We start from the raw sequence: 14,946 nt of genomic DNA, 5'->3' as shown, positions 1-14,946 counted from the left end.
TGACCGAGGGCCATCTTCCACTGTCGGAGGTTCGGCGTGCCAAGGAGAACCAGGAAACTACTCCCCCTGCTGGCGTCGCTCATCACGCTGGCCGGACTCATGATCGTCGTCATCACCCCGTCCACGTCGAGCGCGGCAGGCCACGAGGACTGTCGTCCCGACGGGCTGTACCGGACACCCGGCGTCGACACCCCCTACTGCACCGTCTACGACACGAACGGCCGGGAATCCCTGGGAGAAGGGCATTCCCGCCGCGTGATCGGCTACTTCACCAGCTGGCGCACCGGAAAGAACGGCGCGCCCGCGTATCTGGCGAACAACATCCCGTGGACCAAGGTCACCCACCTCAACTACGCGTTCGCGCATGTCGACGCGCAGAACAAGGTGTCGGTCGGCGCCGCGGGCCCGAACAACGAGTCCATCGGCATGGAATGGCCGGGCGTTCCCGGCGCGGAGATGGATCCCTCGTTGCCCTACAAGGGACATTTCAATCTGCTGAACAAGTACAAGAAGCAGTACCCGAACGTGAAGACGCTCGTTTCGATCGGCGGCTGGGCCGAGACCGGCGGCTTCCTGAACCCGGACGGCACGCGTAACGCGTCGGGCGGGTTCTACAAGATGACGCAAAGCCAGGCCAGCATCGACACCTTCGCGGATTCCGTCGTGAAGTTCTTGCGCGACTACGGATTCAACGGCGCGGACATCGACTACGAGTACGCGACGTCGGCGAACTACGCCGGCAACCCGGACGACTACTGGATCGCGCAGTCCAACCGGGGCACCCTCTGGGCGGGCTACGAGAACCTGATGCGCACGTTGCGCCAGAAGATCGACCAGGCCGGCGCCGCCGACGGCAAGCACTACCTGCTGACCGCGGCCGTCCCCGCGTCCGGCTGGCTGCTGCGCGGCCAGGAGGTCTACGGCGTCACGCAGTATCTCGACTACGCCAACATGATGAGCTACGACCTGCACGGCGCGTGGAACCAGTTCGCCGGGCCGAACGCCGCGCTCTACGACAACGGCAAGGACGCGGAACTCGCGCACTGGCAGGTGTACACGACCCCGCAGTACGACGGGCAGGGTTATCTCAACACCGACTGGGCGTATCACTACTTCCGCGGTGCCATGCAGGCAGGCCGGATCAACATCGGCGTCGGGTTCTACACCCGCGGCTGGCAAGGTGTTTCCGGCGGGACGAACGGTTTGTGGGGTACCGCTCCACTACCGGACCAGAAGCAGTGTCCACCGGGAACCGGATCCCAGGTCGGCTCGACCGTGCCGTGCGGCAACGGCGCGATCGGCATCGACAACCTCTGGCACGACATGAGCCTGACTGGCGCCGAGGTGCCGGCGGGCGCGAACCCCATGTGGCACGCGAAGAACCTCGAGAACGAGATCACCCCGGACTACCTGGAGAAGTACGGTCTGGACCCGAAGAACAACCCGAAGGACCGGCTCTCCGGCTCCTACAACAGGTTCTACGACAACACGATGGTGACGCCGTGGCTGTGGAACAACGACAAGAAGGTGTTCCTGTCCACTGAGGACGAAGAGTCGCTCGCCACGAAGGCCAAGTACGTGGCCGACAAGGGTATCGGCGGCATCATGATCTGGGAGCTGGCGGGCGACTACGCCTTCGACAGCGCCAAGGGTCAGTACTTCATGGGCGACACGCTGATCACGAAGATCAACGACGGCCTGCGCGGCGCCGCCCCGTACGGCAACGCCAAGTCGCCGCGTCCCGCGCCCTCGTCGGTGCTGAACGCGCACATCAACCTGACCGGATTCGCACTGGGCGACGCGAACTACCCGATCACCCCGCGGATGCGCATCACCAACAATTCGACCACCACCATCCCCGGTGGGACGAAGATCGAGTTCGACTACGGCACGAGCGCGCCCGGCAGCATGTCCGACCAGTCCGGCTTCGGCCTGACGGTCACGAGCAAGGGCCACAGCGGGCCCAACGTCGGCGGAATGAAGGGAGACTTCCAGCACGTCGCGGTGACCGTGCCCAGCTGGCAGACCATCGCCCCGGGCGCCACGATCGAGATCCGGCTGAACTACTACATGCCGATCGCGTCGCCGTCGAACTTCACCTTCACCTTCGGCGGGACGACGTACGCGATCGCGTCGGACAACCCGCGTGGCGGTGGCACCCCGCCGACGACCACGACCACACCGACGACGGGAACCACGACCACGACCACCAGTCCGACGACCACGACCCGGACGACCACCACCACGCCGACGACGACCACCTCGGTGCCGTCGGACGCCTGGAAGCCCGGTGTCGACTACGCCACCGGCGCGAGGGTGACCTACAACGGCACGGCGTACGTGTGCCGGCAGGGCCACCGGTCGCTGGCCGGCTGGGAGCCGCCGAACGTGCCCGCCCTCTGGGCACCGGCCTGATCGACCCCGGCAGCGCGCGCTAGGAACGGTCCTTTCCTTGCGAATTTTGCCAGGAAAGGACCGTTCCTGGCATCCGGATATGTCATGAAAGGGTCGTTCAGGACAGAAAACGTCCTGAACGACCCTTTCATGACACCCGAGATCCTCAGTAACGCCCGGCGGTCAGCTCGTCGAACCCCGGGAAGTCCCCCGCCAGCGTCGCGCCGGTGAAGTCACCGACCCACCCGCCGTCGTCGTGGAAGAACCGGATGGACACGTAGTCGGGCCGCGTCCCCATGTCGAACCAGTGCGTGGTGTTCGCCGGCACGCTCAGCAGGTCCCCCGCCTCGCACAGCACCGCGTACACCTTGCCCCCGACGTGCAGATAGAACACGCCGGACCCGCGCGCGAAGAAGCGGTCTTCGTCGTCGTCGTGGGTGTGCTCGGCGAGGAACTTCTGCCGGGCTTCGGCGGCCGTGGCCGCCCAGCCGGGTTCGTCGGACGGGGTCATGCGGACGGCGTCCACGAACGTGTAGCCCTCGGCCGCCGAGACCTTGGCGATCGGCTCCTCGTAGGCGGCCAGCACCTGCTCGGGCGTCACTTCGCGCGGCAGGTCCTCGACGAGGTCCCACCGTTCGAACCGGACGCCGAGCCGCCCCAGTTCCCCGGTGATCACGGCCGGATCCTCGGTCCTGAGCGCGATCTCGCCGGGCCGGTCGTCCGGCCATACGGTCAGCAGGGTCATCGCACTCCCCTTTCCTCTCCCACGAGTCTTGTCTCTACCCGGAACCGGAGCAACCACTCCAAACATTCCAGGCGATGACGCGCGTGGCGCAGGTCATCGCCCCAGACGTAGATCCCGTGCCGCGCGACGATCACCGCCGGCGTGTCCGCCCGGAACCCGGCCTCGAACGCGTCGCCGAGGACGCGCATGTCCTGGCCGTTGGCGATCACCGGGATGGTCACCAGATCGTCGTGCGCGGCGCGGCCGAAACCCTTGAGCATCTCCAGATCGCGCAGTTCCACGCCGTCCGGCCAGTGCTCGGCGGCCACCACCGGCGCGAGCGCGTGCACGTGGATCACCGCGCCCGCGCCCGACACGGCCGCGATCCGGGCGTGCAGTCCCGCCTCGGCCGAGGGCACCTTGTGCGGATGCGGCTGGTCCGCGACGGCTAGCCCGTCCTCCCCGACCACCACGACGTCGTCGCTGGTCAGCTCGCCTTTGTCCCGTCCGCTGACGGTGACCGCGACCCGCAGCGGGTCACGGCCGAGCACCACCGAGAGGTTGCCGGACGTGCCCCGCATCCAGCCCAGCCCGGCGAACCGGGCGGACTCCTCCGCGAGCGCGCGTCCGGCCAGCTCCAGCACACTCATCGAGGGACGACCTTGATCTCGTCGAACGTCCGGATCGTCCGGTGCGTCCCGAAATCGGCGTCCCCGAACGGCTCACCCTCGCGGGCGAGCCCGACGGTCTGCCAGCCGTCGGCGGCGGCCCCGTCGAGTTCGGCCGGGACGTCGGAGAAGAACACGATGTCACCCGGTTCGGCCTCCAGCGCGGAGGCGATCGCGCGGTACGACGGCGCCTCACGTTTCGGCCCGGCGTTCACGGTGTCGAAATGCCGCTCGAACAAGCCGGTGACGTCGCCGTCGGTGGTCCGCGAGAACGACGCGATCTGCCCCGCGACCGAACCGGACGAGAACACCGCGAGCCGCAGCCCGGACTCGTGCCACGACCGCAGCGCCGGGGCGACGTCGCCGAAGAACTCCGTCGTGAGGTCACCCTCGGCGTACCCGCGCTGCCAGATGAGGCCCTGCAACGTCTTCAGCGGCGCGATCTTTTGATCCGCGTCCATCCAGCCGTGCAGCACCCGCACGACGTCCACAGTGGACGCGTCCGCCGGGAGCCCGCCGAGTTCCTTGATCTCGGCGACGGCGGCGGCGACCTCCGGATCCTCCGGGTGCTCGTCGATCCACGGGCCCAGCCGCGGCCGCGCGTAGTCGTAGAGGGTCACGTGCACGTAGCTGGTGGCGGTCAGCGTGCCCTCGATGTCGAGGACCACCCATCGGGCGGTCAGCGTTGCGGTCACTGGTTCGCTTCCCCTTCTGCGTAGTACTCACGGAGCCGTCCGGGTTCGAAGGCCCCGCGGTCGGTCACCACCGTGGTCACGAAACGCGGTGGTGTCACGTCGAAAGCCGGATAGTGCCCACGGGCGTGTTCACCGGCGACGCGGTGGCCGAGCGCGCTCAGCACCTCGTCGCCGTCGCGGTATTCGATCGGCACGTCGGCGCCGGTCGGCGCGGCCTGGTCGGGTGCCTGGACCATCGCGTGGAACGGCACGCCGAACGCCTCCGCCGCCACCGCGAGCCCCAGGGTGCCGATCTTGTTGACGACGTGACCGTCCATGGTGACGCGGTCGGCCGCGGTCACCAGCGCTCCGACCTCGCCCGACGCCAGCACCGCGGCACCCATGCCGTCGGTGATCAGCCGGGTGTCGGCGCCCATCTCGGCGAGCGTCTCGGCGGTCAGCCGCGCGCCCTGCAGGTACGGCCGGGTTTCCGTGCAGAAGAAGGAGAACTCCTTGCTCCGCCGTCGCGCGGCGAGCACGAATTCGACGAGGTACAGGTCCGCCCAGCAATGGGTCAGCACGGTCGCCCCGTCCGGCACCAACGCGGCGGTGTGTTCGCCGAGCGCACGGCTGCGCGACCGGTACAACTCGTCACCCGCCCGCGCCCCGGCCGTCGCGGCCTCGACGAGGTCGCCCGTCGCTTTGTCCACTTCGGACAGAACGGCGGCGACGGCCTTGCGCAGATGGTTGTTGGTCTTGCGGGTCGCGACGATCCGCTCCCCCGCCCGCCGCAGGTAGGCCCGGGGATCCGGGAGCCCGGACGCCTCGCGCGCGGCGAGCACCATCGCGCCCAGCGCGGCGAAATACGGCCCGGACGACTGCGTGACCATGTCTTCGATGGCGACCGCGACCTCTTCCGAGGTCCGGCAGAGCACCCATTCCCGCTCGAACGGGAAGACCCGGCGGTCGAGGATGTGCACGCCTTCGTCGTCGAGGCGGACGCTGTCGGCGAGGATCGGCAGCGTCATCAGCTGTACCCCGAGAGGCACGGCGGGATGCCGTTGAGGAAGTGGTCGCCGACCTCGCGTGCCTTGTACGTCACGGGATCGTGCAGGGTCAGCGTGCGGGCGTTGCGCCAGAAGCGGTCGAAGCCGTACTTGGTCGCCGTGGCCCGCGCGCCGGTGAACTCGAAGACCTTGCTCGTGGTTTCGACGGCCACCCGGCTTGCCACGATCTTCGCCGACGAAATGGCGATCGCCGCTTCGGCACGCTCGGCCGGGGTCAGGTCGAAGCCGCGCTCGTCGGCCTCGCCGAGCGCGGAAACCGCCGCGTCGACGGCGAATCCGGCCGCTCGCGCCGTCGCGACCAGCTCGCCGTAGCCCGCCAGGGTGTACGGATCCTGCGTCGCTTTGTCCACATCGGACAGTGTCCACGGCCGGGCGGTCTCCCGCGTGTAGACGGCCGCGGCGTCGAGCGCGCCGAACGCGAGGCCGACGTACACCTGCGCCAGCATGAGCTGGAACCCGATCGCCGCCAGGGAGATCCGGGGCACCTTCGGATCGGACTGGTCCTCCGGCTGGGCACCGAGCACGTCGTCGTGCGCGACGCGGACGGCTTCGAACCGCACCGCGCCGCTCGCGGTGAGCCGCTGGCCGATGTTGTCCCAGTCACCGGGGAAGGTGATCCCGTCGGTCCGCGCGTCGACGACGAAGGTCAGCTTCTCGCCGTTGTCGGTCCTGGTCGCGCTGACCACGAGGCGGTCGGCGACGGCCGCGCCGGTCGCGAAGGTCTTGGTGCCCTCGACGGTGAACCCGCCGTCGGCCGGGGTCAGGAGCAGGGCGGCGTCGAGCGGATTGCTCACGCCCGCCCAGAACCAGCCCGGCTCGCTCGCCGCGCGCGGCCCGAACAGGCCGGTGCGCCACAGCTGCAGGTAGTGGTAGCCGAGCAGATGACCGACCGACGCGTCCGCGGCGGAGACGATACGGGTGGCCTCGTTCGCGGCCGTCCAGCCGCCGGTGTCGAGCAAGGACAGCAGCCCGGACTCGCGCAGCAGTCCAACTTCGTGGACAGGGAGACGTCCGGCGAGGTCGCGCTCGGCCGCGTCCGCCGCCAGCGTGCTCGCCAGTTCGTGAGCCGCCTTGCGCCACACTTCGGTCATTCCGCCCCTTCCACGTCGACGAGAGCGTCGAGGGCGACACGCGTAGCCCTCGCCACTCCCTCGGCCACGACGTCGCGGTGCGGGTCATAGGCCGACGGGTCGGGGTGGTCGGGCCGCGCGTCGCCGTCGATCACGAGCACACCACCGGCCCGCAGGCCGCGCAATGCCGCGAACACCAGCAACGTGGAGAGTTCCATCTCAATGGCGATCACCCGCGCGGCCAGGTATTCGGCCATCGGGAGGGTGAGTACCAGCGGGCTGAACGCGGCCCGCGTCCACACCACGCCCCGGCGTGCCTCCGGTGCCACGCGGCTCAGGGCCACGACGAGCTCCGGAGTGGCGAACGCCGGGTACTCCGGATGGATGAGCTGCTGGGTGACGCCGTCGTCGCGGACCGCCGCCTCGGCGATGACGAGGTCGCCGTCGGTGATCCCGTCGGCCAGCGAACCGGCGGTGCCGAGCCGCAGGAACGTGCGGACGCCCGCTTCGGCGAGCTCGCCGAACTGGCACAACGCGCCGGGCCCGCCGACGCCGTGCGAGGACACGACGACCGGGACGCCCTTCCAGGTGCCGGTGTAGCTGCGGTACTCGCGGTTCTGCCCGACGAGGACGGCGTCCGTCAGCGACCCGGCCACCGCGGTCGCGCGGTCGGGATCGCCCACGACGAGAGCCCGCGGTGGCAGTCCGTGCCGGGGAATCTTGGTGATGGGCAGGACGTCGCTCACGCGGGCTGTCCCTTCTTGCGTTTGAGGTTGGACAAGAACAACGCCACGAGCGTGACGACATAGGGGGCGGCGTCGGTGGCCTGCTGCGGCAACCCGATGCCCTGGAGCCGGAAGCCGAACGCCTCGGCCAGGCCGAACAACAGCGCCGCGAGCAGCACCCCGAGCGGATGCGCGCGGCCCAGCATCACGGCCACGACGGCGATCCAGCCGCGGCCGGCGGTCATGTTCTCGGCGAAGAGCGTCACCGAGCCCAGCGCCAGTTGCGCGCCACCGAGACCGCACAGCGCTCCGCCGGCGAGGATCACGCCATAGCGATATTTGGTCACGTTGACACCGAGGCTGGACGCGGCCTCCGGACGCTCCCCGACCCCGCGCAGCCGCAGTCCCCACGGATGCCGGTAGAGCAGCACCGCGAGCGCGGGCACGGCCAGCCAGGACAGGTAGACCAGCAGCGACTGCCCCGGAATCGGGCCGAACTGGCCCAGCCCTTGCAGCGACGGGTCGCTGAACGAGCCTTCGGTGCCGAAGACGGTGCGGATGAGGAAGCTCGTCAGGCCGACCGCCAGCAGGTTGCTCGCGACACCCAGCACGATCGGATCGCCGTCGAAGGTGATCGAGCCGATCGCGAGGATCAGCGAATACGCCGTCGCCGCGAGCACCGCCACGACGACGCCGATCCACGCGCTGCCGGTGTACCAGCTGCCCGCGACCGCGCCGAAGCAACCGACCAGCAGCGAGCCTTCGAGAGAGATGTTGAAAACGCCGGCCCGCTGGCACAGCGCGCCCGCGAGCGCGGCGAACAGGATCGGCGTCAACGCGGTGAGCGCCGAGGAGAACAGGCTCGCGTCGATCATGCGCGCTCCGCCTTCCGCTTGAAGACGCCCGACGTCGCCGCCAGGAAGATGATCAGCACCGCCTGCAGGACCGCGGTGAGTTCGCGCGGGACCTGGGTGGCGCGTTCCATCGCGAACCCGCCGCTGGTCAGCGCCGCGAAGAAGACCGCCGCGAGCAGCGTGCCGAGCGGGCTGGCCCCGGCGAGCAGCGCCGCGAGCAGACCGATCCAGGTGTACTGCGGCGTGATCAGCGCGCCGTCGATGAACCGGTACGGGAAGCCGAGGACGGCGATCGCGCCGACCAGTCCCGCCGTCCCGCCCGAAGCGGCCAGCAGCCGCAGCGTGAGTTTCGGCCGGTCGATCCCGGCGTAGGCGGCGAACCGCGGCGCCCAGCCGGTCACCTTCGTCTCGAAACCGGCGGGAGTGCGGGCGTCGATCACCGTGTAGACCGCGATCACCGCCACCACCAGGAAGATCCCGGTCGTCACGCCGTCGATTTCGGGCAACCGCGCGCCTTCGGTCAGTTGCGGGCTCTGCGGCAGGCTGGAACCGGCGTCCTTCAACGGGAACCGCACCAGGTACCCGGCGAGTGACATCGCCGGATAGCTCAGCAGCAGCGTGCTGATCAGCAACGGGACGCCGAGCCGGTTCTCGCAGACCGCGGCCAGCGCGGCGTACGCGGCTCCGGCGATCACTCCCGCGAGCAGCGCGAGGATCACCTTCACCGGTCCGGGTCCGGGTACGTACAGGCCGACGGCGAGCGCGCTGATCGCGCCGAGCACCAGCTGGCCCTCACCGCCGAGGTTCACCATGCCCGCGCGCAACGGGATCGCGAGCGCCGTGGCCATCCCCGCGACGGGGACGGCGTAGGCGAGGGTGTCGCCGATACCGTCGGGGCCGAAGGCGCCGGAGACGATCGCGCCATAGGCCGCCAGCGGGTCGGTTCCGGTGGCCAGCAACAGGATCGCGCCGAGGACGAGCGCCGCGGCGACCGGGACGGCGATGAGACGGACGCGGCTCATCCGGCGCCTCCCGCCATCGCGAGACCCACCGTGTGCTGATCGGCCTCGTCCTTGGTGAACTCCGCGACGATCCGGCCTTCGAACAGCACCAGCACCCGGTCCGACAACGCGAGGATCTCGCTGAGCTCGGCGGAGATCAACAGGACGGCGTGCCCGGCGTCGCGATGGGCGACGAGCCTCGCGTGGATGTTCTCGATCGCGCCGACGTCGACGCCGCGGGTGGGTTGCTCTACCAGCAGGAACGGCGCGTCGTGGGTGAGTTCGCGGCCGAAGATCGCTTTCTGCTGGTTGCCGCCGGACAAGGTGCCCATCGCGGCGGCGGGGCCGGACGCGCGGACGTCGTAGTCCTCGATGATCGCCGCCGCGTGGTCGTCGATCGCCTTGCGGCGCAGGAATCCCTTGCGCGCCAACGGTCGTTTGCGGTGGAAGCCGACGGCCAGGTTCTCCCGGAGTCCCGCCGTGGGCGCCGAGCCGACCTCGGCGCGGTCTTCCGGGACATGAGCGATCCCGACATCCCTTCGCGCACGTACCGATAGTCCATCGAGCTTCTGTCCATTGAGGACGATGGTGCCGCCGGTCTTCAAGAGGCCGGTGATGGCACCGGAAAGCTCGGCCTGCCCGTTGCCCGCGACCCCGGCGACGCCGACGATCTCCCCGGCACGCACGGTCAGGGAAACGTCGTCCAGCAACGGTTTTCCTTCCACGCCGGGAACGGTCAGGGAACGGGCTTCGAGGACGGTGTCGCCAGGCGCCCCAGGCGGATGGACGCGATCGAGGTCGACCTCGCGTCCGGTCATCGCCGCGGCGAGCCCGGCGGCGGTCTGGTCCGCCGTGCGCCCGCGGGCGCTGACGCGGCCGTCACGCAGCACCGTGACATGGTCGCTGACGGCGAGGACCTCCTGGAGTTTGTGCGACACCAGCAGAATCGTGCGATCCTCGGCGGCGAGGGCGCGCAGCACGCCGAAGAGCCGCTCGGTCTCGGGCGGGGTCAGCACGGCGGTGGGTTCGTCGAGGATCAGCACACCGGCGTCTCGGTACAGCAGCTTGAGGATCTCGACGCGCTGACGGAGCCCGACCGGCAGGTCGCGGACCCGGTCACCGGGCCGCAGCCGCAATTCGTGCCGTTCGATCAGTTCCGTGACGTGGGCCGTCGCCGCCTTGCGATCCAGCAGGCCGCGGCGGGTCGGTTCGCTGCCGAACACGACGTTCTCGGTGACGGTGAGTTCGCCGAACAACGCGAATCCCTGCTGCACCATGCCGACACCGGCGTCGATGGCCTGCGCGGGCGAACCGAAGGAGACTTCCTTGCCGTGCAAGGAGATCGTACCCTCGTCGGGCCGGTGGAGGCCGTAGAGCACGGACATGAGCGTCGACTTGCCCGCGCCGTTCTCGCCCATCAGGGCGTGGATTTCGCCTCTGCCGACGTCGAGGTCGACGTGGTCGTTCGCGAGCACTCCGGGGAACCGCTTGACGATCCCCCGGAGTGAGACGGCGTCAGGATTTGGCGGGGTCATCGACGACGATCGCGCCCGAGATGATCTGGTCCCGCAGTTCGCCGACCTTGGCCAGCACGTCGGGGTGGGTCGCGACGACGCACTGCGACGTCGCCGCGTCGGGCTCCAGCCCGGTCAGGGAGATGCCCTTCTCCTTGACACCGTAGGACTTCGTCTCGCCGGTCTTGCCGCCGAGGATCGCGTCGACCCCGTCGCCGATGACGACGTTGGTGCGCTTGATGACGTTGTCCACGACCTGGCCCGGGCTGGCCGGGCACTGGTTCGCGTCGACGCCGAACGCGAAGAAACCACCCTGTTTGGCTGCCTCGAACACGCCGAGGTTGCCCGCCGCGGAGGCCGCGCCCATGACGTGGTCGACGCCCTGACCGGCGAGCGTGGTGGCCAGCGCCTTCGCGCGGGCGGGATCGTTGAACGGGTTCGCGCCGCCGATGAACAGCGGGGCGAGCGTGGTGCCGGGCTTGGCCTTCTCGGCGCCCTGCCCGAACGGGATCGAGTACCGGCGGAACTGGGGCGCGTCGAGGACGACGACCGCGCCGACCTTGCCGCTCTTGCTCAGCAGCCCGGCTTCGGCGCCGGCGAGGTAGCTGCCCTCGTGCTCGCGGAACACCGCGCAGGTCACGTTCGGGAACGGTTTGGTGGTGCAGGAGTCCACGAACAGGAACTTCTGCCCGGGGTTGCGTTCGGCCTCGGCCGCGATCGCGTCGGCGAAGTTGAAGCCGACGGCGACGATCACGGCGGGCTTCTCCCGCACCGCGGCCGCGAGGTTCTGCTGGATCGAGGCCGGATCGGTGCTCTGGTAGACCTTCTGCGTCCCGTTGTGCTTCTTGGCCGAGTCCTCGATGCCCTGGACGGCGAGCTTGAGGAAGTCGTTGACGCCGACCGGGCTCGGCGTGATCAGGACCAGCGCGGGTCCGGCGGCGTTCTGCGCGGCCGGATCCTTGGCCGAGGCGTTGCACGCGGCGAGGAGCGTGACGGCGGAAACGGCCATGACGGCCCGCAGGAGGGTTCTCGGCGACATGTCCCGGACTGTATGTCTCCGGTCCACGATATGGCACCGAGTCCCACCATGCGGAACCGTGTAGGACGTTATACGTCGCCCGGGTCGGCGCCGAGGACAGCGTGCCGTGACCGAGGGAGACCGGCGGTGCGGCGCAGGGTGAACCGGTCGATCTCGGCGCCGTCGTTGCGCAGGGTCCGCACGGTCAGCGTCGTCCGGCGGCCGGGCCAGGCGGGCTCGACGTCGATCGCGAGGAACGAGTACCCGGTGTAGCGCACGCGGGACCACGAGACGGTTTCGGTCACCTTCTCACCGCCCTTGACCCAGTGATACGACTGGAACTCGCCCGCGAACGTGTCGGGCACCGGGAAGCTGTAGAGACTCTTCCCGCCGCCGCCACAGGTCGCGTACACGGTGCCGTCGCGATCCGGCTCGACGGTGTCGCCGATCTCGACCTCGCGGGTCACCTTGCCGCCGCGCAGGGCGTCGGTGCGTTCGTAGATGTGGTTGTGCCCGTTGATCACGAGGTCGACCTGGTACTCGTCGAACAACGGGACCCACTGCTCGCGGACGCCACCCTCCGACGCGTGCTGGTTGGTCGTCGAGTAGGCGCAATGGTGGAAGAAGACCACGATGAAGTCGACGTCCGGCTGCGACCGCAGATACCGCAGGCGGCGCTTGAGCCACGCCGTCTGGGAGCCGTGCGAATAGCCGAGGTTGGCGGGGATCTCGTAGGAGACGTCGTTGGCGTCGAGCGAGATCACGCCGACGTTGCCGTAGATGAAGGAGTAGACGCTGGGGCAGTCGTGCGGGCCGGTGCCGGGGAAGTCCCAGCGTTTGACCTGGCCGCCGTAACCGTCGGGCGAGTAGAGGGCCTCCATGTCGTGGTTGCCGGTGGTGACCATCCACGGCACCGACGCCGCGACGCCCTCGATCTGGCGGTAGTAGGCGTCCCAGACCTTGGGGTCGAAGAGATCGTGGTCCGCGTCGGGCTTGGACCCGGGCGGTTTGCCCGCGCCGCTCGGGTCGGCGTACGCGATGTCGCCCGCCAGCAGGTGGAAACGCGGGTTCTGACGCGCGACGGCACCGTCCTGCGCGAGCGCCGTCGTCGAGACGCCTTGGTCGCCGAACGCGGTGAAGGTGAACTTGCCCGCCGGGATCCCCCGCGCGGGCGCGGTGGTGAACGTCGAGATCGCCGCGGATCCGCCGTCCCCCGAAGCCGGGTCGAAACCCTCATGCCCGACCGCGTACCGATAAGAGTGGCCGGGCCAGAGATGGTCGGCCTCGGCGTGGAGGTAATACTGGTCGTACGGCGCGATGACCCCGGCGACCTCGGAATGCAGCGCGCGGACCTCGGCCGGGATGCGATGACTCCAGCCGCCGTCGCCGTCGGCGATACGCAGGAACGGCTTGCGCACCGGCGCCGGCACCTGCCACGCGACCCGCATCGACGTCCGCGGATTCCGGCCGAACGCGAGATGCCGCCCCGCCGGGACGACCTTGTCGCCGTCGGCGTACGCGGTGCCCTGCAGGAGAAGCGGACCGGCCGCGAGGACTGCGCCCTTCAGAATCGTGCGGCGGCTGAGGAATTCGTGCTGTTCGGCCATCGTGAGACGCGAGGCCAGCGCGTCGGGAACACCGACCCTGGGGATTTCCATGCGCGGATACTCGCCGACGGACATGTTCGGCTCGCGACGTCGAGACCAACGGGAGTGGTCTAACTGCCCAGGGTGGGATCAAGGGGGTTTCAAGCGCACTTTACCTTTGTTCCGCATTTAGTCGACTAACTGCGACTCGCTTTCTCCTTGCGTTCTTCGCGTGGGCGGCATCCTCTTCCGCATTTAGTCGACTAAATGCGGCACGTTCTCCTTGCGTGACCTTTACACGAGGCCGCATCACTCTTCAGTGTTGTTTGCGCGGTAATCTTCGTTGCTTAAAATTACGAACACGCGTTCGACAAAGTTGCGGTATTATGGAGGGGTGTCCGAGACCTTCCTCCCCGAGTTGCCGCAGGAACTGTGGCGCGCCGGCAAGCTGGAGCTTGCCCATGGCGTGCAGCACGCTTTGCAGGTGATCCGGATCGCGACCGCCTGTCTGGGGCAGTTCCTGGCGGAGATCGAATCTCGGGGCGCCAAAGACTTATACGGGCACGGCAGCACGGCCAGCTGGCTCGCCGAGATCGCGGGGCTGTCACGGGGTGAGGCGGGTCCGATCGTGAAGCGCGCGATCGCGCTGAACCCCACCCGGGCTTTGGACGGAACCGAGGTTCCGCCGGTCGCGCCCACGACTGCCGCGGTCGCCGCCCAGGGACTGGTCGGGGACGAACGGATCGACCAGATCCTGGAGATCCTGAAAAACCTTCCCGCCGACATTTCAGCCGAGGACCGGGCGGGAGCGGAGCAGATCCTCGCCAATCTCGCCCCGAACGCCGGACCCCGCCAACTCGCCAAGGCCGAAGCGAACCTGCAAGGCTTGCTCAACCCCGACGGCAACGAACCCAAAGACCCCGAACCCAAAGAACCACGCCGCGAGATCACCCTGGAACGCCGCAAAGACGGCTTCTGGAAACTCACCGGCCTCCTCGATGACGAGACCGGGGCCCGGACCGCCGCAGCGTTAGAGGCGCATGCCCAGCCACGCCCAGTCGACGAATTCGGGCAAGCGGATCTACGGATGAAGTGCGAACGCATGGGAGATGCCTGGGCCGAACTCCTCGACCTGGCGATCGCGTGCCCGGACCAACCGGGGACCAGCGGCTACCGCACCCTCGTCCACGTCACCATCGGACTGGAGGAACTGAAGTCCGGCCTCGGCACCGCGTGTCTCGACTTCGTCGGGACGATGACGGCACGGGAAGCCCGGCTCGCGGCCTGCGATTGCCTGATGCTGCCGGTCGTGATGGGTTCCTCGGGCGAGCCACTGGATATGGGACGCCTGAGACGGTTCGTCACCCCCGGCCAACGACGCGCACTCAACATCCGCGACGGTGGCTGCGCCTTCCCCGGGTGTCATCGGAAACCCAAGAACTGCCACGCTCATCACATTCATCATTGGGCAGACGGCGGGCCGACCGATCTCCGGAATTTAGTCCTGCTGTGCGGTTTCCATCATCGGCTGATTCATCACGGTGACTGGGAAGTCCGGATGGCGGCCGATGGGTTACCGGAGTTCATCCCACCCCAATACCGAGATCCGCTCCGACAACCCCGGCGTAACACCCTGCACCACGTCTGACCC

13 protein-coding genes are annotated in these 14,946 nt (G+C 68.8%); 2 read left to right on the top strand and 11 right to left on the bottom strand.

Annotation, left to right across the window (positions count from 1 at the left end; translation table 11 throughout):
- Window positions 1–36: 36 nt before the first annotated feature.
- Window positions 37–2,415: a chitinase C-terminal domain-containing protein gene (locus AMK34_RS24895; protein ID WP_073846954.1), complete on the top strand. Its 2,379-nt coding sequence runs from the start codon at window positions 37–39 to the stop codon at window positions 2,413–2,415.
- Window positions 2,416–2,560: 145 nt separating this feature from the next.
- Here AMK34_RS24895 and AMK34_RS24890 read toward each other — a convergent pair whose 3' ends face one another.
- The 11 genes from AMK34_RS24890 to AMK34_RS24840 form a co-directional block, all read right to left on the bottom strand.
- A complete protein-coding gene (locus AMK34_RS24890) occupies window positions 2,561–3,139 on the bottom strand; it encodes a 1,2-dihydroxy-3-keto-5-methylthiopentene dioxygenase (protein WP_073846953.1) in 579 nt (192 codons plus the stop codon).
- Window positions 3,136–3,768, bottom strand: coding sequence for a methylthioribulose 1-phosphate dehydratase (gene mtnB, locus AMK34_RS24885; protein ID WP_073846952.1), 633 nt, complete (start codon window positions 3,766–3,768; stop codon window positions 3,136–3,138). The genes AMK34_RS24890 and mtnB overlap by 4 nt, the downstream gene beginning before the upstream one ends.
- The gene (mtnC, locus tag AMK34_RS24880; RefSeq protein WP_073846951.1) at window positions 3,765–4,481 is read right to left on the bottom strand and encodes an acireductone synthase; all 717 of its coding nucleotides are present in this window, start codon (window positions 4,479–4,481) and stop codon (window positions 3,765–3,767) included. The genes mtnB and mtnC overlap by 4 nt, the downstream gene beginning before the upstream one ends.
- Window positions 4,478–5,488 (bottom strand): methylthioribose-1-phosphate isomerase, encoded by a 1,011-nt coding sequence (locus AMK34_RS24875; RefSeq protein WP_073846950.1) that lies wholly within the window; start codon window positions 5,486–5,488, stop codon window positions 4,478–4,480. The genes mtnC and AMK34_RS24875 overlap by 4 nt, the downstream gene beginning before the upstream one ends.
- Window positions 5,488–6,618 carry an acyl-CoA dehydrogenase family protein gene (locus AMK34_RS24870; RefSeq protein WP_073846949.1) on the bottom strand — a complete coding sequence of 377 codons (1,131 nt, stop codon included), beginning with the start codon at window positions 6,616–6,618 and terminating at the stop codon, window positions 5,488–5,490. Before AMK34_RS24870 ends, AMK34_RS24875 begins: the two co-directional genes overlap by 1 nt.
- The gene (locus tag AMK34_RS24865; protein WP_073846948.1) at window positions 6,615–7,343 is read right to left on the bottom strand and encodes a nucleoside phosphorylase; all 729 of its coding nucleotides are present in this window, start codon (window positions 7,341–7,343) and stop codon (window positions 6,615–6,617) included. Before AMK34_RS24865 ends, AMK34_RS24870 begins: the two co-directional genes overlap by 4 nt.
- The gene (locus tag AMK34_RS24860; protein WP_073846947.1) at window positions 7,340–8,197 is read right to left on the bottom strand and encodes an ABC transporter permease; all 858 of its coding nucleotides are present in this window, start codon (window positions 8,195–8,197) and stop codon (window positions 7,340–7,342) included. The genes AMK34_RS24865 and AMK34_RS24860 overlap by 4 nt, the downstream gene beginning before the upstream one ends.
- Window positions 8,194–9,198: an ABC transporter permease gene (locus tag AMK34_RS24855; protein ID WP_073846946.1), complete on the bottom strand. Its 1,005-nt coding sequence runs from the start codon at window positions 9,196–9,198 to the stop codon at window positions 8,194–8,196. Before AMK34_RS24855 ends, AMK34_RS24860 begins: the two co-directional genes overlap by 4 nt.
- Complete coding sequence (locus tag AMK34_RS24850) at window positions 9,195–10,712, bottom strand: ABC transporter ATP-binding protein (RefSeq protein ID WP_241832843.1); 1,518 nt, start codon at window positions 10,710–10,712, stop codon at window positions 9,195–9,197. Before AMK34_RS24850 ends, AMK34_RS24855 begins: the two co-directional genes overlap by 4 nt.
- Window positions 10,693–11,730 (bottom strand): BMP family ABC transporter substrate-binding protein, encoded by a 1,038-nt coding sequence (locus AMK34_RS24845; protein ID WP_051972589.1) that lies wholly within the window; start codon window positions 11,728–11,730, stop codon window positions 10,693–10,695. The genes AMK34_RS24850 and AMK34_RS24845 overlap by 20 nt, the downstream gene beginning before the upstream one ends.
- A 68-nt stretch (window positions 11,731–11,798) precedes the next feature.
- Entirely contained in the window at window positions 11,799–13,367 is a 1,569-nt protein-coding gene (locus AMK34_RS24840) for a purple acid phosphatase family protein (protein WP_073847183.1), read from the bottom strand.
- Between the two features lie 322 nt (window positions 13,368–13,689).
- On the opposite strand from AMK34_RS24840, the gene AMK34_RS24835 reads away from it, so the two are divergent.
- Window positions 13,690–14,943 carry an HNH endonuclease signature motif containing protein gene (locus tag AMK34_RS24835; RefSeq protein ID WP_073846944.1) on the top strand — a complete coding sequence of 418 codons (1,254 nt, stop codon included), beginning with the start codon at window positions 13,690–13,692 and terminating at the stop codon, window positions 14,941–14,943.
- Window positions 14,944–14,946: the final 3 nt, after the last annotated feature.

The sequence above is a fragment of the Amycolatopsis sp. CB00013 genome (assembly GCF_001905755.1).
In the GTDB taxonomy this organism is placed as follows: domain Bacteria; phylum Actinomycetota; class Actinomycetes; order Mycobacteriales; family Pseudonocardiaceae; genus Amycolatopsis; species Amycolatopsis japonica.
The sequence above is the reverse complement of the archived record's forward strand: the minus strand, read 5'-3'. Positions and strand labels throughout refer to the sequence as shown.